Consider the following 19231-nt stretch of genomic DNA (forward strand, 5'->3'; position numbering starts at 1 on the left):
TGTCCATCACGTCAAAGGCGTTGGCCGGAGGCATCGACGAGTGGCGTGGTCATGCGATGATCAGCGCGAGTGCCAGGTAGCGGAAGGAAAGAGCGTGACCGATCCGCAGCACGGCTCCGGTCGACGGGAGCCGTTCTGGCAGACGATGGCCGGGATGCTCACCGCCATCGCAGCCCTGATCACCGCGATCGTGGGTGCCGCGGCCTTTGTGCACCAGATCGGCGGCTTCGGCGCGGACGGCGGTCAGCAGACGTCCACCGGGGCGACTTCGACGCCTTCCATCGCGTCCAGTTCAGCGGGGACGACGCCAACGCGTCCCGGTCCGGTCGACCGAGCGGGCGCCGGGCCGTACGAGGTGCTCTTCGCCAACAACGGCGTCGACCTCGACGCGGACCCGCCGAAGGTCGCCACGGCCCCGGACCCGAGCATCGATATCTACGACGCCGGAACTTTGTTGCAGAGCTACCCGGCCTGGTCCGGTCTGGCGAAGTGGGACAAGCCCGGTGCACCGCAGCGGCAGGACTGCATCTCGCAGCTCAACAGCTTCGCGACGAGCAACTCAAGATTCGCCAAGGGGAGTCGGTACTGCGTTCGCACGCAGGGCGACCTGCATGTCGCAGTCGTCGAATTCGTCGAGCCCATGAGCGGCGGGTGGAGGATGCGTGTCACGGTCTGGCCTGGCACGGCGAGCTGACAGGGTAGGCATTCGGTCTCCCCGAGACGCTGGTGCGTCGGCGCTACCTTGAGTGCGTCACACCCACCGAGGAGCGCCGCATGACCGCCGCACCGCGCAAGGCCGTACGCCGGGGCCTCATCGTCCTTCTCGTCCTGCTGGCGGTCTCCGGCTGGACCTATGTCGCCATCGGCGACCGGTGGAAGAGCAACGTCGCCTTCTTCACCCTCGACGAGGGCGACAACTACCGGCTCCGGGTCACCGGTTCGTTCGATGTCCGATGCGCCAAACTTGAGCGGGAGACGTTCTCCGACCCGTACGTCAACTGGCGGGAGGCGGGCAAGGACTGCGCCTGGCCCCGGGTGGCAGACGGCGACGGCTGGCTGGCCGGTGGGCGGGCCGAGCAGGTCCACTCGGAGCGTCTGGGCCGGCGCCTGCCGGAGGCGATCCTCTACGGCATCGTGCCGGCCGCCGCCACGTCAATCCAGATCACCCTCAGCGACGGAACGCCACGCGAGGCGGCGACGATCGCATCCGGTCACGACGCCTACCGGGTCTATGCCGTGTACGTACCCGACGCCGGCGACCGGGTCGAGGTCGTGTCGCTGCGGCTGCACGACGCGCAAGGCGGTGATCTGCTTGTCTACTAGCCGCACCCGCACCGTGGTGGCCATCGTGGTGGTGTTCGGTGGTCTCGCCGTGGTCGGCGGCCTCAACTGGGAGGGCTGGGACGGGCGTCGGCCCGCCGTCACCGGTCCGCGGTTACTCACCGAAGGCACGACCGGCGGCGTGAACTGGTCGGTGGTCCAGGTTCGGGAAAGCACCTGGGGCGAGTGTCTCTACCTGCGTCAGGACGGCGCGACAGTGGAACGCGCCTGCACCGAGTCCGGAGTTCTGCAGAACTACGAGCTCAGCGTCCGTACGCTCCGCGGCGCCGCCGCCCCGATCCTCTTCGGCATGCTCCCCGCCGCGGCCGCCCGAGCCGAGGTGGCCGCGGACGGCGGCGATGTCCAGGCCCGCTTCCGCAACGCCGAACTGGTGCCTCTCAAGGTCCACGGCTCCGACGGGTCCAGGCGCTTCGTGGTGCAGGCCGCACCAACCGGCCCGGACTGGTCTGGCAAGAACTCGGTGTCAGTCGCCGTTCAGGACGCGGCCGGTCGGTCCCTCACCCCCCGCGACAGACGGCCCCGGTAGTCGCCGGGCATCCGACGACAGCCGTCGCCCTCAGCCGATGTGCAGCAGCAACACGTCGTCGTCGCGAAGGTCGGAGATGCTGTCGCGCAACAGCCTCAGCGTGTCCAGACCGACTGTGCCGCTCTCCTCGAAGTCCATCCCCATGTCCTCGAAGTGGGCGGTCAACTCCTCTTCGCGGTGCGCGCCGGGATCGAGCTGGTCCAGGAACCGCGGGGCTGGGGTGATGAGCGTGGTCAGGCCGTACGCGCTGTTGATGGCCTCCGACTCGGCATTCAACTCCGGCGGTTCCAGGTCGATGCCGCGTTCCTCCAGATAGGTCAGGACGTACAGCATGCAGTAGCCGGACCAGTCGTACTCCTGCCGCGCCCTGCTCCCGTGTTCGGCCAGGTACGCGCGGAACGACGACGGCGATGTGCGGGCCAGGCGAGCCAGCTCGGTGATGCTGTCCCGGGGGACCACTGTCAGTGACGCGATAGCAGACAACGCATCCTCCGTCGTACGACTCTGCCCCTACGGCTCTCCGCCGGCTCGTCGGGCAGGCTACCGAGGAGGGGTGACGAGCACGCGGTAGGTGACGTGCAGGACCGTGCTCGCTGCACGCGCCGTCACCTGTTCGAGGTTCAGCGGCGGGACGCCCTCGAACAGCCGGACGCCGGCGCCGAGGGTGCCCGGCACGATGTGCAGCCGCAGCTCGTCGACCAGACCGGCGGCGAGGTACTGGTTGATGGTGGTCGCACCGCCGTGGATCAGGATGTCGCCGCCACCGGCCGCCGCACGAGCCTGCGCGAGCGCCGACTCGATCCCGTCGGTGACGAAGTGGAAGGTGGTGTCGCCCGCCATCGGCTGCGGCTCGCGTGCGTGATGGGTGAGCACGAAAACCGGCTTGTGGAACGGTGGGTCGTCACCCCACCAGCCGTTCCACTGCCGATCCCATGCGCCGCGCACCGGGCCGAACATGTTGCGGCCCATGATGACCGCTGCGGCCGCGTTGCTCAGGTCGAGCTCGGCCTGGTTCTCCTCGGCGGCGTCGAACATCCAGGCGTGCAGCCCACGGCCCCAGCCGTCACCGCCGTCGTCGCCGAACGGGCGTTCCTCGCTCTGGTTGAGCCCGGCCGAGTACCCGTCGGCGGAGATGGTCTGGTCGGCGATCACCTTGCCGTTACGTGTGGTCACAGCGCGCACCTATCGGGGGGACGGGGACGGTTGGACGTTGCGGCCTTCGGCCGTCGGCCACGGCACGACGGGGTCGACGGCAGTCGGACGGTCGGGCTGCGCTCGAACGAACATGAAGAGCAGCGCGGCGACCATCACCACGGGGGCCAGCGCGCACGCGACACTCACCATCACCACCGTGACCCGAGAGTTGGAGTCGGTCTCGGTCTCGCGTTTCGGGAAGGCATAAACGCCGACCAGGAGGAGCACGAGCCACAGGGGCACCAGCAGGGCAGCGAGAGCGGGCCAGACGGGCCAGACCGGCTCGGTGACGATGCCCGGGCCCAGAGCCATCCAGGTGAGGGCGACGCCCGGGAGGAGGCCAGCCGTCACCAGGGTGCAGACCAGCAGGCGTACGGGTCGACGTCGCCGTGCCACCCACCCGAACAGCGCCGCGCCGGCTGCGGCACCCGCGAGGGTGCCAGCGACCGTGCTGGGTAGGAACTTGCCGGGAGCGGCCGGTGCGATGGTCAGCTCCGTTCCGCTCGCCGAGTAGTCGAGCGTGAACGTCAGTCCGTCGCGCTCGGCCCGCCAGCCGTCGCACAGGTAGCCGGGGACGCGGCGGAGGCCCTGCCACCCCTGCGTCACGGCGCTGCGCCGCAGCTTCTCGGCGAGCCCACAGTCGTCACCATCGTGGTACCAGAAGGACGTGTGGCCCGAGCCCAGGTCGTCGGCAGCGAGACTGACGCCCCACCGGTAGCCGTGCACGACCCGACCCGAGTCGCCCGGCACCGCGCCAGGAAGCAGGTGCGCTGCCAGGCTCTGCGCCTGGTCGTCGCTGGGCGGCGTGACACCGCGACCGCCGTACCAGGAACCGAGGCTCAGGCCGACCGTACCCAGCAACACGGCACCGAGCAGCAGCATCGCGACGCGCCGCAGCCGATGGCCCATTGGCGCACCTCCCTGCCGTAGTGCGCTAGACGGTAGCTCCCGGAGTCCGTTTCTGGTGCCCCGTGGATCGTGTCCATTACGCGACGAATAGATCGAGTTTGCTGGGCTGGGGACGTTAGTTTGATTCGGTGATTTCGATGGTTGGTACGGGCGTGCGGATCAGGCTGCTCGGGCCGGTTGAGGTGGTCGTCGGCGGCAGTCCGCAGGCGGTGAACGGCGTGCGCCGCAAGGCGGTACTGGCCACGTTGGCGCTGCACGCGGGCCGTGTCGTAAGCATCGACCGGCTCATCGACGTGGTCTGGGGCGACCAGCTACCGGCCACCGCGGCGAACACGTTGCAACGCCACGTCTCCTACCTACGCGGGGTGCTCGGCGAGCCCGGATCGATCGTCGCGCGCCAGCCCGGATATCTGCTCGACACCGGGCCGGATTCCACTGATGTCCAGGCCGCCGAACGCCTCATCGAGCTGGCCCGGCGCTCGACGGACCGCAACGAGCAGGTGAGGCACCTGACGGCCGCGGTGGCACTGTGGCGGGGCCCACCGCTGGCCGACGTGGCCGGGTCGGCCTGGCTTGAGGAGCAGGCCGAACACCTGGCACGCCTACGGTTGGAGGCCGAACGATCGCTCGCCGAGGCCCGGCTGTCCGTCGGTGAGCACGCCAGCCTCGTCCCCGGCTTGGAACGGCTCGTCCGACAGCACCCCTTCGACGAGCACCTGCACGCGCAGCTGATGCTCGCCCTGTACCGCGACGGCCGACAGGGGGAGGCGGTCGCCACGTACCGGCGGCTGCGCGACAACCTGCGGGAGAACCTCGGCCTCGACCCGGGTCCGCGGCTACGCGACCTGGAGTGCGCCATCCTGCGCCAGGACACCGCTATCGCCGCACCGGCCACGGCGGCACCACCGCGGGTCGCGGCGCAGTTGCCTCCCCCCGTACCCACGTTCACCGGACGCGACGCGGAGCTCGCGGCCCTCGACGCGCTGGTCGACCGGGGCGGCGCCGTCGTGGTGTCCGGGACCGCCGGCGTCGGCAAGACCGCCCTCGCCGTGCACTGGGCGCACCGCGCGGCCGAGCGCTTCCCCAACGGGCAGCTCTACGTCAACCTGCGCGGCTTCGACCCGGCGGGCACACCTACCGAACCGGCGCGAGCGCTGCACGGTTTCCTGGAGGCGCTCGGCGTGCCGGTGGCCCGGATGCCCCGCGACACGGACACGATGGCGAGCTTGTACCGCACGACGGTGGCGGGCAAGCGAGTGCTGGTGGTGCTGGACAACGCCCGCGACGCGGAACAGGTCCGGCCGCTGCTGCCCGGCTCACCGGACTGTCTCGCCATCGTCACCAGCCGCGACCAGCTCATCCCGCTGGTCGTCACCGAAAGCGCCCAACCGGTGCCGCTCGACCTGCTCAGCCCCGGCGAAGCCCGTGACATGCTGGTCCGCCGGCTCGGGGAGCGCCAGGTCGCCGCCGAGCCCGCCGCTGCCGACACCATCGCCGACCGGTGCGCGCGGCTGCCCATCGCCCTGGCCATCGTGGCCGCCAGAGCCGCCACCAACCGGCACTTCTCGTTGGCTTCCGTCGCCGACGAGCTGGGCGACCTGGACGCCTTCCGGGCAGGCGACGAGGCCACCGACGTGCGGGCGGTCTTCTCCTGGTCGTGTCGGACGCTCAGCCCACCTGCGGCGCGGCTGTTCCGGCTGCTGAGCCTGCATCCCGGCCCGGACGTCTCCGCCCCGGCCGTGGCCAGCCTGGCCGGTGTCGACGGGCAGGCGACCGGCTCCCTGCTCACCGAGCTGACCCGGGCGAATCTCTTCACCGAGCACACGTACGGGCGCTACGCGTTCCACGACCTGCTGCGCGCGTACGCCGCCAGCCTCGCCGACGAGGCCGAGCCGCCGGCCGAGCGTCGGGCCGCCATTCACCGGCTGCTCGACCACTGCCTGCACACCGCTCACGCCGCCGACCTGGCACTGCACCCGCACTTCAGCGAGATCAGCCTCCCGCCACCCTCGGCGGGCGTGACGCTGGAGCGCCGCAGGAGCCGGTCGGCTGCCGCGGCGTGGTTCACCACCGAGGTCCCCGTCCTCCTCGCCGCGGTACCGCTCGCGGCGCGCTCCGGGTTCGAGGGACACGCCTGGCGGCTCGCCTGGACCATCGCCGGTTTCCTGCACCGGCAGGGGCACTGGCAGGACTGGCTCGGCACGCAACGGATCGCGCTGGCCGCCGCGTCCCGCATCGGGGATCAGGCGGGGCAGGGCCACGCGCACCGCAGCCTCGGTCTCGCCTGCTCCCGACTCCGACGGTACGACGAGGCCGACGACCACCTGCGGCGCGCGCTCGACCTGTTCACCGACCTCGGTGACGACGCCGGACGGGCGCACACCTGCCTGAACCTCGGTCAGCTGGCCGAGCGGCAGGGGCAGCACCAGCAGGCGCTGCGCCATTCCCGGCGGGCGCTGACCCTGTTCCGGGGGACCGGAAACCGGGCCGGGCAGGGGTACACCCTCAACGCTGTCGGTTGGCAGGAAGCGCTGCTCGGCGACTACCACCATGCCCTCGCATCGTGCGGCGAGGCGCTGCGGATGTTGCAGGAGGTGGACGACGTCCAGGGGCAGGCCGACACCTGGGACAGCCTCGGCCACGCCCACCACCAGCTCGGCGACCACCGGCGCGCCATCGCCTGCTACGAACACGCCCTCGAACTCTTCACGCAGGTGAACGACAGGTACGCCGAAGCGAGCACGTACGTCAATCTCGGCGGCAGCCACCGGGCGCTCGGCGACGTCCCCGCCACCCGTGCCGCGTGGCGGCGAGCGCTGACCATCCTCGACGAGCTGGGCGACGCCGACGCCGACTCGATCCGCGCCGACCTCGACCAGCTCGACGCCTCGCGGCTGCACTGACGTACCCCGCTTTCAGCGCCGTTTCCGGCCCGCTTCAGCGTGCCCCGCCACTCTTCGGACACCAGTTTCTTCCGCATCAGGAATGGAGCGTTCGATGAGTCGTTTGGCACACCGCCTCGCGGTGATCGGGGTGGTCAGCGGGACGGTGCTGGCCATGTCCTCCGCCGCCGTGGCCCAGACCGAGAAGCCGCCGCAGAAGGGCGCCGACTGCGTGGTCCAGCACGTCGACGAGCGCGGCGAAGTCGTCCGCACCGACACCGCGCCCGAGGGCCGGGAGTACGGCCAGTTCCGCTGCGTCGCCGGGCAGTGGACGTTCGCCTGGGCGCCGTTCGCAGCGGACGACATGATCACGGCCGACGAGATCCGGATCGACCCGGCGGGTGCCGTCTCGGTGCGGCGCTTCACCGGGCCGGCGCTCGGCAACGACCTCACGGTGGGCGAGATGACCGGCATCGTCCAGGCCGTCAGCGGCAGTCGGGAGGCGCTGATCGACCGCGCGATAGTGGCTGTCGACGACGGCAAGGAGCGGACCCCGGAGCAGGTCGAGGCGCTGCTGGCCGGGAAGGACACCACCGGCGTACGGGTGCTGGACATCATCGAGAAGCCCAACGCCGCCATGTCGGCGAAGGACGTCATCGACGAGGCCGGGGGCACCCCCGAGACGACAGTCGTCTACTTCAGCATCTGGGGCGCGATCAAGTCGGCGATCGCCTGGATCGTCGACACGATCGGCGAGATCGGTGAGTGGATCGACGACCACTGCGAGTGGGGGTCCCCCAACAACACTGGCGACATCGTGACGTGTCGCTGGTAGCCCGGTCCACCCCGCCGAAACCGATCACGGAAATGAGGACAGCATGACAACTCTGCGGGACATCACCAGGCGCGCCACCATCGTCACGACCGCCCTGATCGTCGGGCTGACTGCTTCGTACGCTCCGTCGCAGGCCGCCGAGGGGGAGGCCCGGACGACGATCACCGACCACCCCGGTGCGCCGGGGGCGATGCTTCGACAGTTCGAGGACCTGACCGGCCGACCCGTCGGCGACGTGGACAAGGTGCTGGCCGTCGACACCGGCGGGCGGACCCTCACCGGCGACCAACTGGAAGCGCTCGCCGCCGGTAAGGAGGTCGACGGGGTCACTGTCGTCGGCACGATTCCGGGCAGCCGGGACGTCCTCGGCACCACAATGGCCGACCTCGCCGACGGGGCGTACGACGGCAGGGGCGACAGCGGGACAGCGACGTCCCTGCTCTTCGCCTCGTCCACCCCTGACGGCCGGGAGTGGTGCCTGACCATGTGCGTCGCCTCGGGCAAGACCATCTGGCAGTGCCTGTTGTCGCGCCGGACGGGCGATGTGATCTTCACCCTCGACCTCGCCGGCAGCACGACCGTGGGGGAGACGAAGGCCGCCTTCGAGAAGGCCAACGGCGTCACCGTCGAAGGGCCGTACACGGTTGACACGCTGATCGGCGATCGTGAGCCCTCGGCGGACGAGATCAAGATGCTCCTCGACGGCAATGACATCGAGTCGATGCACAGGGTAGCGACACTGGACGGACCCGACCCCGGGTGGGCGCTGGCCGACATCGCCGAGAAGTCCGGCGTTGTGTACGCGAAGACCAGGGGCCACCTCTTCACCCTCAACCTGCCGATCCTCGGCAAGATCCTCGTCTGGTGCGTCTCGAAGGATGGCGGAAAGACCTGGAAATGCTCGGCCCAGAAATGGGGCGGGTTCTGACCGGTGGACCGTCGACGGTCCCGCTCCGCATCGACCTCCCCGGTCGAGGCGGAGCGGGATCCCGGTTCGCCTGCCACCGGGCGGCAGCGCCGACGAGTGTCTGACCGGGACGGACGGTGACCGGGTGCGTCCCCGATACTCGGCAGGTGATCAGCAATGACCCTCGCGTCCCGTGGTTGCCTCGCGCGTCCCACCCAGCCGACGGCTCGACACTGCCGCTCTACATGGTCTTCTTTTTTCTCCTGGGCCTCGTCGGGTTCATGATTTATGGGCTGAGCGACGGCGAGGGCGCGCTCATTCTCGCGAGCATCATCTCGGGAGTGTTCTTCGCGTGCTTCCTGATCCTCTTCGCGATCTACTGGATCGGATACCTGCTCAAGGGACACGCCATCTGGCTGGCCGAGCGCCAGGCCGGGTCCGAAGAACCGTCGACGGGTCAACAACCAGAGGACTGAGCCGTAGGCGCGAGCCCGGCGTGCGATCCTCCACTCAACCCCCAAGGCCGCCGGTGGCGTCTCACTCTGCGTCCGCTCATAGACGCGAGGTGGACGCGACCTGGAGGTGGCGTGAGTCGGCACGACGACGACGAAGAGTTTCGGCTGTTCGTCCAACGACAGTGGGGATCGCTGCTCCGAACGGCCTATCTGCTGACCGGTGACCGGGGGACAGCCGAGGACCTGACGCAGGCGGCGTTGGAGAAGACCCATCGGCGCTGGGGCCGGGTGCTGCGCAGGGACGCGCCCGAGGTCTACGTACGCCGGGCGATGGTGAACACGGCGATCTCCTGGCGGCGCCGACGGCGGCCGCTGGAGGTGCCGCTGCTGACCGGCGACAGCCAGCCGACGCACGACGCGTACGTGCAGGTGGAGCAGCGGCAACTACTCCTCGCCGCGTTGCGGCGGTTACCGCCTCGGACACAGGCGGTGCTGGTGCTGCGCTATTTCGAGGATCTCAGCGAGGTGGACACCGCAAAGGTTCTCGGCTGCTCGGTCGGTGCGGTGAAGAGCCAGGCGTCGCGCGGGTTGGCCCGGCTGCGGAGCGACTTCGCCGCCCCACCCGCCGCTCAGTCCCCGGTACGGCTCGAGGAGGAACTGGCATGACCGGAAGCTTCGCCAATTCGACGCTCAGTCCGGCGCTACGGCAGGCCGCGCACGGCGTCGACGTACCCGGGGACCCCTGGCCCGGGTTCGCCCGCCGGGAGCGACGGCACCAGCGGACGCGGCTGATCCGCACGGCGTTGGCCGCCGCGGTCGGGGTCGCGCTAGTCGGGGTCCAGACCAACGTGGTTCCGTTGCCCGGATGGGCACCGGGCATCGCGGTCGCCGCCGCTCCCACGGCGCTGCTCGACGCGCCACCGCGGGGCGCGCTGGCCGGAGACCGGGCCTGGCTGGACACGCTCCGGGCGCGGATCAGCGCCGATCCGCCGGTGCGAATCGACGCCCCGGTGGGTGCCTGGAAGATCGGCGACCGTGACCGGATCCGGCTGATCTACGGCAGTGACCAGCCGGGCCACCGGGTCGCCCTGGTCGCGGTGCCGCTGCGGTTCGGCCTGCTGACCAGGGAGGCACTGGTCTGGTACGTGGGTCCGGCCGGAGCCGGTGCCCAGCAGATGCGGTACGGCGGCCACAGCGAGGGTGACGACGACCCGGTGATGACACTGATGCAGGCATACCCCGACCGGGCCGGGTTCGCGGTCGCGGTCGGTCCGCCCGATTCCACGGTGACGATCAGTGGCGACCCCCGATACACGTCGAGGGGGACCGTGGAGTACCAGGACATCGCCAGGGCGGACGGCGGCGGGGTCGGGCTCGCCGTGTTGCCACCCGAACCCCTGCCGCACGAACCCGTCGTCCGGGTCAGCCGCAGCGACCGGGTGTTCTTCCAGGTCGGTCTGGGCGGCGGCCCGTACGCGGGGATCGATCCGACCGGGCCGGAGATGGACGCCCTACTCGCCGGCGCTCGCCAACCCGCCCGAGGTGCGCCGCTCGACGACGCCAACCTCCGCAACTTCGTCCAGACGGCACTCCAGAACAGCCACCTCCCGGCCGTCGACACGACCGTGCGGGTGCGGTGGTCGGGCCGCGAGCACGGCCAGGCCACCGCGCTGCTCACCGTGCAGCCGGCCGGCGGTGGAGTGATCGCGTACGCCATGCACGGCGACGATCGGACCGGCTGGTGGGTCGACCTGCGGCTGCTGTTGCCAGCCGAGGGCGTCGACAGGCGACCGATCGGCTGGCGGGTCCGGACCGAGGACGGCACCCGGCCTCCCACGGGCGAGGTGCGGGTGATCGCCCCGCCGGACGCGGCCCGCGTCACTGTGACGGTCGGAGGCGCACCCCCGGCCACTGTCGCCCTCGACGCGTCGAACGCCGGCACCACCCGGGTACCGCCGAACCAGGCGGCCACGTTCACCGCGTACTCCATCGACGGCGGCGTCCTCGGGACCACCCCGCTGCCGCCGGTGGAAACGGTCAGTGACGCGGGAGGTCTGCCGGGCGACAGCCCGGCCACCCGGTTGACACCCTGACGCAGCGACAAGCGGGCCGAGCCGTTCCCCGGACGGCTCGGCCGCGCCGCCACCACGTCGGCCTCTAGGATCGGCAGCCTTGATGGCGAAGACGGCCTGCGGGAGCGCATGGTGACAAGCGAGGCAGAACGCCCACCCGACCGGCTCGCCGACATCGCCGAGCGGGCCGAAGCCGTCCTCGTCGACTTCGACGGTCCGATCTGCCGCCTGTTCGGCAGCAGGGCCGCGCCGCGCATCGCCGCCGACCTGCGTCAGCTGATCGTCGGCAGGGGCGTCGTCCTGCCCGATGAGCTGCGCGACGGAAACGACCCGCTGGAGCTGTTCCGCGCGACCGCTGTGTTCGCGCCCGAGCTGGTCGGCGTCGTCGGTGCGGCCCTGACGGCGGCGGAGGTCGAGGCGGCGGCGTCCGCGGAGACCACGATCGGAGCCTTCGACCTGGTCGCGGCATGCCTGCGGACCGGGCGAAGCCTCGCCGTCGTCAGCAACAACTCCGCCGCCGCCATCGGCACCTATCTCGGGTGCCGCGACCGGGCCCGCTACTTCGCCGCCGTCATTGGCCGAAGTGAGCATCCCGATCTGCTGAAGCCCAACCCGGTGCCGGTTGAGCAGGCCCTGCAAGCGCTGAAGGTCGCACCCGATGCCGCTGTTCTGGTCGGTGACTCGATCACCGACATCGCCGCCGCCCGAGCAGCTGGTGTGGCGTGCGTCGGGTACGCCAACAGACCGGGCAAGGCCGAACGTCTCGCCGCCGCCGGTGCCGACGCGGTCGTGACCGACATGACCGACCTGGCCGGCGTCCTCGCTCGTACGCGCAGGCCGGTCAGCCAACTGCCGTGGGTCGATTCGGGCGGCGGGCCGCTCGTCGTCGTCCCGACGACGGCGCTCGACGACTGGAAGGGCGCGTCGGACGACGACGATGACTCCTGGGGTGACTACGGCCGGGCCTGCGAGGTCGACGGCTACGTGGGGGTGCTCGATGTCGGTGCCGGCCAGGCGCTGGTTCTGGCCGACGAACCGGCTTCCACCACGTACCTCCCGGACCGGCGGATCTTCGTGCGGTGGCTCTACGCAGCCTCCGAGGCAGACGTCGTCCGCCTCATTCCCCGGGCGGTCAGGATCGCCGACTGGGAGGACGCGGGAACGTGGACGACCAGCGGGTCAGCCAAGTTGTTCGACTCCGCCTACAGCGGCGACGGGCTGGAGCACACCACCCACCTCACGGTGGACCTGGCTGATGGCACGTACCTGATCCGCACCGCGGTCGTGCAGCCCGACAAGAGGACGGCGCTGATGCTGGTCCACCTGGTCGAGCAGACGAGGCCAGTCTGAGCGGCCCGAACAACTCCGGACAGACCCGTGAGCAGCCCTAACAGGACGCCTCTGTTCGGAACAAGCGGCGACCGTAGCGCACGCTGAGTCGGCGGATTCCGGCCCGTCCGACCACGCCGCGCGGCCGGACTTCCGCCGCCTTGCCCCGCCATTGAGACAGCCTGGGGCTGGCGCACGTCCGGTCAGGAGGCGGCTGTGCGGACCTCTGACACAATGTGATGCGTGGATGGGGAGCAGCGGGAGCGCGCCGTCTTCATCGCTGAAGCCGAGTTGCTCGAGCAGCGGCACGACTCCTGGGCTTCACTTCAGCGGAGGCAAGCCGCGTTCTGGCAACGCTGGAACACTTTGACCACTGTCTCGTCGGCGGTCCTCGCAGGCGCGTCGGGGGCGGCCGGGCTGGCCTCCGCAGAGCTGGGCACGGCAGCTGCGATAGCGGCCCTGGTGGCCGCCGGCCTCGCCTCGGTGGCCAGCAGTTCCGGGGCCGCCCACCGCAGCGAAGTCGCGTTCACCTCCGCTGCGGCCAACCAATCCCTGGCCGACCAGGCCAGGGATTTCCGGACCATCTACGCGCCACACCAACCGCTAACCGATGTGAGAGCCCGGTTTGCCGAGCTCTCACACCAACGTGATCAGGCCGTCACCAGCGCAGCGTTGAAGTTGGGCAGGCGGTCGTTGATGCGGTATCTCCAGAGGAACGCGCCCTCGGTCAGCCCGTGAGGACGCTCACGCCGCTCGCCTAGGGTGGCTCGCTGCCGGAGGACCGGAGCCGGACGATGTGCCTCAGTCACCCGTCAGTAGGTGGCCGTGGCCGTGCGGACCTCCGGTCGGGTCGGGACGACGCGGTGGCGGCGGACCGGGTACAGGACCGGGTGCGCGATGCTCCAGGCGGCGCCCATGCAGACGAACTCCTTGTAGCGGGCCGCCAACTTCCCGGTGAGGAGGGCCGGCCTGGCCCGGTCGTCGGCGGTCACGTACTGGATGATGCCGTCGCGGCGGCCGAGGCTGATGCACTGGTTGAAGTAGCGCAGCGGGGCCTTCGGGAACTTCGCCCGACCGGTCAGGCGTGCGGCGATGGCGTCGGCGGCCTGCCAGGCCATCGGGATGCCCGAGGCGCAGGACATCCGCAGCGGCTTGCCGCCCGGTCCTGCGGCGATCGCGGCGTCGCCCACCGCGTACACCTCGGGGTGTGAGACCGACCGCATGCTGTCGTCGACGATGATCTGCCCGGTGTCGGCGACCGCCACCGTCGTGGCGGCGGCGATCGGGTGCACGGCGAAGCCCGTCGTCCACACCGTCACCTGAGCCGGGATCTTCCGGCCGTCGCGCGTGACAGCACCGTCCGCCTCGACCCGCGCGATGTCGCTGTGCTCGTGCACTGTGATGCCGAGCCGGTCGCAGACGCCACGCAGGTGCTGCTGCGCCTTGCCGTTGAGCCAGTCGCCGAGACCGCCGCGGGCGGCGAGCGCGACATCGAGGTCCGGCCGGGTCTCCGCGATCTCGGTGACCGCTTCGAGGCCGGTGAGGCCGCCGCCGACGACGAGCACGGTCCCGCCGGCCGCGAGGTGGGCGAGGCGGTCGCGCAACCGCAGCGCCGAGGGCCTGCCGGCGATGTCGTACGCGTGCTCGGCGACCCCGGGGACGCCATGGTCGGCGGTGACGCTGCCGAGCGCGTAGACGAGCGTGTCGTAGGTGATCTCGTCGGTGCCGTTGTCGTCGGCGAGCGCGACGGTCCGGCTGTCGACGTCGACGGCGGTGACCCGCGCCAGTCGGGGCTTGACGCCGGTGCCGGCGTAGACCTCGCTCAGCGGACGTGGTTTGAGGTCCTGTCCGGTGGCGAGTTGGTGCATGCGGACCCGCTCGACGAAATCCGCGTCGGCGTTGACGAGGGTGATCTCGGTGTCGTCGGTGTGCAGCCGCTTGGCGAGGCGCCCGGCGGCCATGGCTCCGGCGTACCCCGCTCCGAGGACGACGATGCGGTGCTTCATGGTGGCACTCCTGTCTCGGTGGGTGGTCGCTTCCTGAACCGGACAGCGACGCGATTCCTGACAGGAGTCGGCTATGAGCTGGATCACCAGATGTGCAGGGTGGGCTCCTCGTGCTCCGCGGCGGACCACTGCCGGGTGGCGCGGACGAGCTTGTCGGGGTTGACCTGGTTGTGGATGGCAGTGACACCCTCGGGCGTCACCTCCAGCGACATCACGCCGATGACCCGGTCGTCGATCACGACCACCACCGCCGGAGCGCCGTTGGCGGTGGTGACGTACATGGCCGGGCTGCCACCGACCAGGTCCCGTTTGACGTCGGCGGGCCTGAACAGGCCACGCAGGAACTTCGCCACCGCCAGCGCGCCGACGATCGGCGCGGCCCGGGCCGGGATCTTGCCGCCGCCGTCGGCGGTGCTCGTCGCGTTGTCGGTCAGCAACTCCACCAGCCGCTGGATCTCGCCGTTGTTGGCCGCAGTGAGGAACTCCGCGACGATCTTCCGGGCGGTGGCCCGGTCGACCTCCGCGCGGGCCCGTTCGGCGGTGACGTGCTGCTTGGCACGCCGGTAGGTCTGCTGGCAGTTCGACTCGGTGATGCCGAGGATCTCGGCGATCTCACCGTGCGAGTAGCCGAAGGCCTCCCGCAGCACGTACACCGCGCGTTCGTTCGGCGACAACCGCTCCAGCAGGGTGAGCACCGCCATCGAGACCGACTCGCGCTGCTCGGCGGTGTCGAGCGGACCGAGCATCCGGTCCCCGGCGAGGACCGGTTCGGGCAGCCACGTGCCCACATAGGTCTCCCGCCTGGCCCGTGCCGAGGTCAACTGGTTGAGGCAGACGTTGGTGAGGACCTTCGTCAGCCACGCCTCAGGGGTCTCGACGTGCTGCCGGTCGGCGCCCTGCCAGCGGAGGAAGGTGTCCTGGACGGCGTCCTCCGCGTCGCTGGCCGAACCCAGCAGACGGTAGGCGATCGCCTCCAGGCGGGGCCTGGAGTGCTCGAACACCTCGACCTCGTCCGGACTGAGCGGCATGACTAGACACTATCCACGAATGTCGCGGCGCCGTCCCGGTGCCCGTCACACCGGCTGCGGCTGCGACCGCCCCGGCCGCCGGGTGTGGGCTGCCGGGACACCGGGCCGGGGTCAACCCGTCCCACCGCTCGCGCCACGATCAAGTGATGAAAAGTAGCTCTGAGCGCCGTTCCTGACCTATTTTTCATCACTTGATCAACGGATCGCACGGCGGTTGGTCGTACCCTTGCCGCGGTGACGTCCGATTTGTTGCGCCGTGCCCTCACCGCACCCGCGGACCCGCCGCTACGGCCCCTGCCCGACCAGGTCGTCGCCCTACTGGAGGCCCTGCACGCGCCGCCGCGCCTCGCCGCGCACCTGCGGGCCGTGCACGACGTGGCCGCGCAGCTCACCGACGCGATGGCGCGCCGGTTCCCGCAACTCCCGTTCGACAGCGAGGCGGTGCTCTTCGGCGCCGCCACCCACGACATCGGCAAGGTCCGGCATCCGGAGGAGTTGTCCGGGCCCGGGTCCGCGCACGAGCCCGCCGGTTACGAGTTGCTGCTTCAGCACGGCGTCGCCGGGGCCTCGGCCCGGTTCGCGCGCGACCACGCGTCCTGGCACCGCGACGGTATCGGCGTCGACGACCTGCTGGTCAGCGTGGCCGACAAGGTGTGGAAGGGAAAGCGGGTCACCGACCTGGAAGAGCTGCTCGTGGACCGGCTTGCCGACGCCACCGGCCGCGAGCGCTGGTCGGTCTTCCTCGACCTGGATGACATCCTCGACCGGATCGCCGCCGACGCGGACCGTCGACTCGCCTTCCAGGCGATCCATCCGGTACGCGGCTGACCCCGGTCAGCGGCTTGCCGGACCCGTTCCCGCCGTTCGGCGTGGTGTGGAAGCGGTAGGCGTTTCGTCGGGTGCCGTCGACCGGCGGCGGAACGTGGCCACCACCACGGCGGTCAGGCAGATCGCCGCGGCGGCCATGAGCGGCGGGCGGGCGCCGAGGTGGACGGCCGCGGAGCCGAGCGGGATCGCGACGACGAGTGGTCCGAACATCGCGGTGTTGGCCGTCGCGGAGACCCGGCCCAGCACCGCCGACGGCGTGTGGGTCTGCACGGCGGTCACCGCCGCGACCAGGGTCCAGGGCAGCCCGACGCCGGCCACCACCGCCCCGACGACGGTGGCCGGCCACCACGGCAGGCAGCGCGCCAGGCAGCCGATCGCGAACAGCGCCGTCCCGGCGACACCGACGGCGCCGGGACCTCTCGCCGCGATGAGCCGGCCGACGATCAGGCCACCGAGAATGGAACCGGCGCCCTGCGCGCTGGCCAGCACACCCAGGAACGTCGTCGGCAGGCGCAGCTCGGTGACGACGATCGCGTAGATTCCCGCGGTCGTGAAGCCGGACATGGCGATCGACACCGCGGCGACCACGACCGGCAGTCGGGTCGCTCGCTGTCCGAACAGGACCACCAATCCGGTACGCGGCCCGTCGCCACGTTCGGTGGGCCGGTCGGTGGGCGTCCGGTCCAGGCGAAGGAGCGCGTACAGGGTGGCGACCAGGACCGGCATTGCCGCACTGAGGGCGGCGGCAGCGTGGCCGCCCCGCCACGCGTAGAGGCCGGCCCCGGCCAGGGGAGCGACGAGCTTCATGCCCTCCTGCGCGCTGGAGCGCCACCCGTTGACGTCGCCGAGTTCGGCTGGCGCGAGCGCCGACGGCAGCAGCGCCGTCTCGCCGGCGTCGATCAGCACGTAGCTGACGCCGTAGGCGCACGAGACGGCGAAGATGAGCCAGGTCTGCCCCGCCCCGCGCACCGCGAGGAGCGCGAGGAGGGCGGCTGCCAGCATGAGGTTGACGGCGATGACCAGCGGCCGCCGAGGTGCCCGGTCGAGCAGACCGCCCAGCCACGGGCCGGCGAGCACCGGGGCGTAGACGCAGAGCCCGGCGAGGGCGGCGAGGCTGGTGGAGCCGGTGAGGTCCAGGATCCAGATGCCGGCGACCAGGGACATGGCGCTGCTGCCGAAGCCGGACAGCAGGGAGATCGCCACGAACAGGCAGGCGTTGCGACGCATGAGCACTCCGAGTTGAGTCGAGGTGACTCATCCTCAAGCTTGAGCCAGGCGCAGGCAATGCCGCTGTGCAATGTCAACGATCCGTTGACAGGGCGAGGTTGATCTTCGTCGCGGCGCTCCGGGCGGGCGCGGGCAGTCGCTCACCCGCTTCGGCGAGATCGGTGGCGAGGAGCACTGCCAACGCGTGCAGCGAGCCCGGGGCGGCGTCCCACGCGGCGTCCACTGTGCTCCGGACGAGCGCAGCCCGACGAAATCGGCTGTCCCACCGCTGATCGGCGCCGATCCACCGGCCGAGATCGGCCACCGCCGCCCGCAACGCCGCGATCTGCGCAGGCATCCGCAGGTCGAGCTGCTGCCGCCGCGACCACCGCGCCGCCACCAGTCGTTGTCGACGCTGCTCGGCGGCCTGCCGGCTGCCGAGGCCGAGGGCGGTCGCGATCTGGGCCCACGTCGCGCCGTCGTGGCGCGCGCGGTCGATGATCTCCAGCTCCTGCTCGTCCAGGCGGGTGCGGGCAGCGCGGACCTCCGCCAACCGAGCCAGCTCCGACGTCATCTGTCAACGTTACATTGACACTGGCCGGGCCTCGGCGGTGATCGTCCTGGGAGCGCGGACCATGAACACGTCCACCGGATCCTCGGTGTCGACTGCGAAACCGTGCCGCTCGTACAGCCGCCGGGCCCGGCTGCCCCGCAGCACGTTCAGCCGCACCGGCGTGCCAGCACTGTCGCACCGATCCAGCAGCTCGCGCAGCACCGCCGTGCCGATGCCGCTGCCCTGTAGCCGCGGGGCCAGGTAGAAGTGCTCCAGCCAGTGGGCGTCCGCGTCGGGCCGCAGCGCCACACAGCCGGCGAACGCGCCTCCCACCTCGACGACCCAGCTGTACGCCGGTGCGAAACCGTCCCGCAGGCGCTGCCGCACCCGCTGTTCGTCGTACCGCCCGAGCCGCTCCAGATCGGCCCGCAGCACCACCGCCCGCAACTCGGCCACCGCCTCGACGTCCGCCGCCGAGGCCGGCCGAAGCTCCCAGTCCTTCATGATCAATAAGTTAGCGCGGCCCGGCGCTCTGGCGTTGGCGCAGCCCCGCGACGAGGAGTTCGACCATCCGGCGCGCGTCGTAGCGGGGTTGACCAGCGCCGATGCAGAGATTGCCGACACCGCGCAGCAACTCGAAGGCTGTCACGTCGGGGCGGATCTCGCCCGCTGCGGCAGCGGCGTCGAGCAGTTGGGCGCACACCGGCACGAGGCGGTCCAGGAAGTAGGCGTGCAGCGTCTCGAAGGCCGCGTTGTCGGACTGCAGCGCCTCGGCGAGGCCGTGCTTCGTGACCAGGAAGTCGACGAAGAGGTTGATCCATTGGGCGAGTGCGGCGTGCGGTGTGTCGCTGTCGGCCAGCAGTGTCGGGCCGGCCTGCGCGCATGCCTCGACCTGGTGCCGGTAGACGGCGACGATGAGGTCGGCGCGGGTCGGGAAGTGGCGGTAGATGGTGCCCACACCGACGCCGGCCCTGGCGGCGATGTCGCGTACCGGCGCGTCCACGCCCGCGCTGACGAAGGCCGCGGCGGCGGCGTCCAGCAGCGTCGCTTCGTTGCGCCGGGCGTCGGCCCGCTTCCGCGGGCTCGGCCGTCCTGATCCGCTGTCGATGTCGGCCACCGCGCCGTTACCCCCGTCACTCGCCTTGGCAAACGGAACGCTG

21 protein-coding genes are annotated in these 19231 nt (G+C 70.9%); 12 read left to right on the top strand and 9 right to left on the bottom strand.

From position 1 onward, the window contains the following. Positions 1–94 precede the first annotated feature (94 nt). From AB0B98_RS09970 to AB0B98_RS09980, 3 genes are all read left to right on the top strand, one after another. Positions 95–694: a hypothetical protein gene (locus tag AB0B98_RS09970; protein ID WP_357280771.1), complete on the top strand. Its 600-nt coding sequence runs from the start codon at positions 95–97 to the stop codon at positions 692–694. An 80-nt stretch (positions 695–774) separates the two neighbouring features. Next, positions 775–1323 carry a hypothetical protein gene (locus AB0B98_RS09975; RefSeq protein WP_357361787.1) on the top strand — a complete coding sequence of 183 codons (549 nt, stop codon included), beginning with the start codon at positions 775–777 and terminating at the stop codon, positions 1321–1323. Next, positions 1313–1867, top strand: coding sequence for a hypothetical protein (locus tag AB0B98_RS09980; RefSeq protein ID WP_357361789.1), 555 nt, complete (start codon positions 1313–1315; stop codon positions 1865–1867). Before AB0B98_RS09975 ends, AB0B98_RS09980 begins: the two co-directional genes overlap by 11 nt. Before the next feature lie 30 nt (positions 1868–1897). On the opposite strand, the gene AB0B98_RS09985 is transcribed toward AB0B98_RS09980, so the two are convergent. From AB0B98_RS09985 to AB0B98_RS09995, 3 genes are read right to left on the bottom strand one after another with little or no spacing between them, the layout of a single operon-like run. Next, positions 1898–2350, bottom strand: a complete 453-nt coding sequence (locus AB0B98_RS09985) for a hypothetical protein (protein ID WP_357361791.1) — start codon at positions 2348–2350, stop codon at positions 1898–1900. A gap of 57 nt (positions 2351–2407) precedes the next feature. Continuing rightward, on the bottom strand, positions 2408–3040 hold the full coding sequence (locus tag AB0B98_RS09990; RefSeq protein ID WP_357361792.1) for a dihydrofolate reductase family protein: 633 nt from the start codon (positions 3038–3040) through the stop codon (positions 2408–2410). A gap of 9 nt (positions 3041–3049) precedes the next feature. Next, positions 3050–3970, bottom strand: a complete 921-nt coding sequence (locus AB0B98_RS09995) for a hypothetical protein (RefSeq protein WP_357361794.1) — start codon at positions 3968–3970, stop codon at positions 3050–3052. 137 nt (positions 3971–4107) lie between these two features. Between AB0B98_RS09995 and AB0B98_RS10000 the strand changes: the two genes are divergently transcribed. The 8 genes from AB0B98_RS10000 (at position 4108) to AB0B98_RS10035 (ending at position 13188) form a co-directional block, all read left to right on the top strand. Further along, positions 4108–6873 (top strand): BTAD domain-containing putative transcriptional regulator, encoded by a 2766-nt coding sequence (locus AB0B98_RS10000; RefSeq protein WP_357361795.1) that lies wholly within the window; start codon positions 4108–4110, stop codon positions 6871–6873. Between the two features lie 94 nt (positions 6874–6967). Then, positions 6968–7687 carry a hypothetical protein gene (locus AB0B98_RS10005; protein ID WP_357361797.1) on the top strand — a complete coding sequence of 240 codons (720 nt, stop codon included), beginning with the start codon at positions 6968–6970 and terminating at the stop codon, positions 7685–7687. Positions 7688–7730: 43 nt separating this feature from the next. Continuing rightward, positions 7731–8615, top strand: a complete 885-nt coding sequence (locus AB0B98_RS10010; protein ID WP_357361799.1) for a hypothetical protein — start codon at positions 7731–7733, stop codon at positions 8613–8615. Positions 8616–8761: 146 nt separating this feature from the next. After that, positions 8762–9070 (top strand): hypothetical protein, encoded by a 309-nt coding sequence (locus AB0B98_RS10015; RefSeq protein ID WP_357361800.1) that lies wholly within the window; start codon positions 8762–8764, stop codon positions 9068–9070. A gap of 111 nt (positions 9071–9181) precedes the next feature. After that, entirely contained in the window at positions 9182–9715 is a 534-nt protein-coding gene (locus tag AB0B98_RS10020) for a SigE family RNA polymerase sigma factor (RefSeq protein ID WP_357361802.1), read from the top strand. After that, the gene (locus tag AB0B98_RS10025; protein WP_357361804.1) at positions 9712–11142 is read left to right on the top strand and encodes a hypothetical protein; all 1431 of its coding nucleotides are present in this window, start codon (positions 9712–9714) and stop codon (positions 11140–11142) included. The genes AB0B98_RS10020 and AB0B98_RS10025 overlap by 4 nt, the downstream gene beginning before the upstream one ends. Before the next feature lie 111 nt (positions 11143–11253). Then, positions 11254–12471: an Imm21 family immunity protein gene (locus AB0B98_RS10030; RefSeq protein WP_357361806.1), complete on the top strand. Its 1218-nt coding sequence runs from the start codon at positions 11254–11256 to the stop codon at positions 12469–12471. A 222-nt stretch (positions 12472–12693) separates the two neighbouring features. Further along, entirely contained in the window at positions 12694–13188 is a 495-nt protein-coding gene (locus AB0B98_RS10035; RefSeq protein WP_357361807.1) for a hypothetical protein, read from the top strand. 74 nt (positions 13189–13262) lie between these two features. Here the strand turns inward: AB0B98_RS10035 and AB0B98_RS10040 are convergent, their stop codons facing one another. Both AB0B98_RS10040 and AB0B98_RS10045 read right to left on the bottom strand, forming a co-directional pair. Continuing rightward, positions 13263–14456: an FAD-dependent oxidoreductase gene (locus AB0B98_RS10040; protein ID WP_357361809.1), complete on the bottom strand. Its 1194-nt coding sequence runs from the start codon at positions 14454–14456 to the stop codon at positions 13263–13265. 83 nt (positions 14457–14539) lie between these two features. Beyond that, positions 14540–15484 carry an RNA polymerase sigma-70 factor gene (locus tag AB0B98_RS10045; protein WP_357361811.1) on the bottom strand — a complete coding sequence of 315 codons (945 nt, stop codon included), beginning with the start codon at positions 15482–15484 and terminating at the stop codon, positions 14540–14542. Between the two features lie 234 nt (positions 15485–15718). Here AB0B98_RS10045 and AB0B98_RS10050 point away from each other — a divergent pair, with 234 nt between their 5' ends. Beyond that, positions 15719–16312 carry an HD domain-containing protein gene (locus tag AB0B98_RS10050; protein ID WP_357361812.1) on the top strand — a complete coding sequence of 198 codons (594 nt, stop codon included), beginning with the start codon at positions 15719–15721 and terminating at the stop codon, positions 16310–16312. Between the two features lie 6 nt (positions 16313–16318). On the opposite strand, the gene AB0B98_RS10055 is transcribed toward AB0B98_RS10050, so the two are convergent. From AB0B98_RS10055 to AB0B98_RS10070, 4 genes are all read right to left on the bottom strand, one after another. Next, the gene (locus AB0B98_RS10055; protein ID WP_357361814.1) at positions 16319–17539 is read right to left on the bottom strand and encodes an MFS transporter; all 1221 of its coding nucleotides are present in this window, start codon (positions 17537–17539) and stop codon (positions 16319–16321) included. Between the two features lie 73 nt (positions 17540–17612). Further along, entirely contained in the window at positions 17613–18092 is a 480-nt protein-coding gene (locus AB0B98_RS10060; protein ID WP_357361816.1) for a hypothetical protein, read from the bottom strand. 9 nt (positions 18093–18101) lie between these two features. Then, positions 18102–18575 (bottom strand): GNAT family N-acetyltransferase, encoded by a 474-nt coding sequence (locus tag AB0B98_RS10065; RefSeq protein ID WP_238670118.1) that lies wholly within the window; start codon positions 18573–18575, stop codon positions 18102–18104. A 10-nt stretch (positions 18576–18585) separates the two neighbouring features. Beyond that, a complete protein-coding gene (locus tag AB0B98_RS10070; RefSeq protein ID WP_238670407.1) occupies positions 18586–19179 on the bottom strand; it encodes a TetR/AcrR family transcriptional regulator in 594 nt (197 codons plus the stop codon). Positions 19180–19231 lie beyond the last annotated feature (52 nt).

Source organism: Micromonospora sp. NPDC048947, assembly GCF_040649495.1.
In the GTDB taxonomy this organism is placed as follows: domain Bacteria; phylum Actinomycetota; class Actinomycetes; order Mycobacteriales; family Micromonosporaceae; genus Micromonospora; species Micromonospora alfalfae.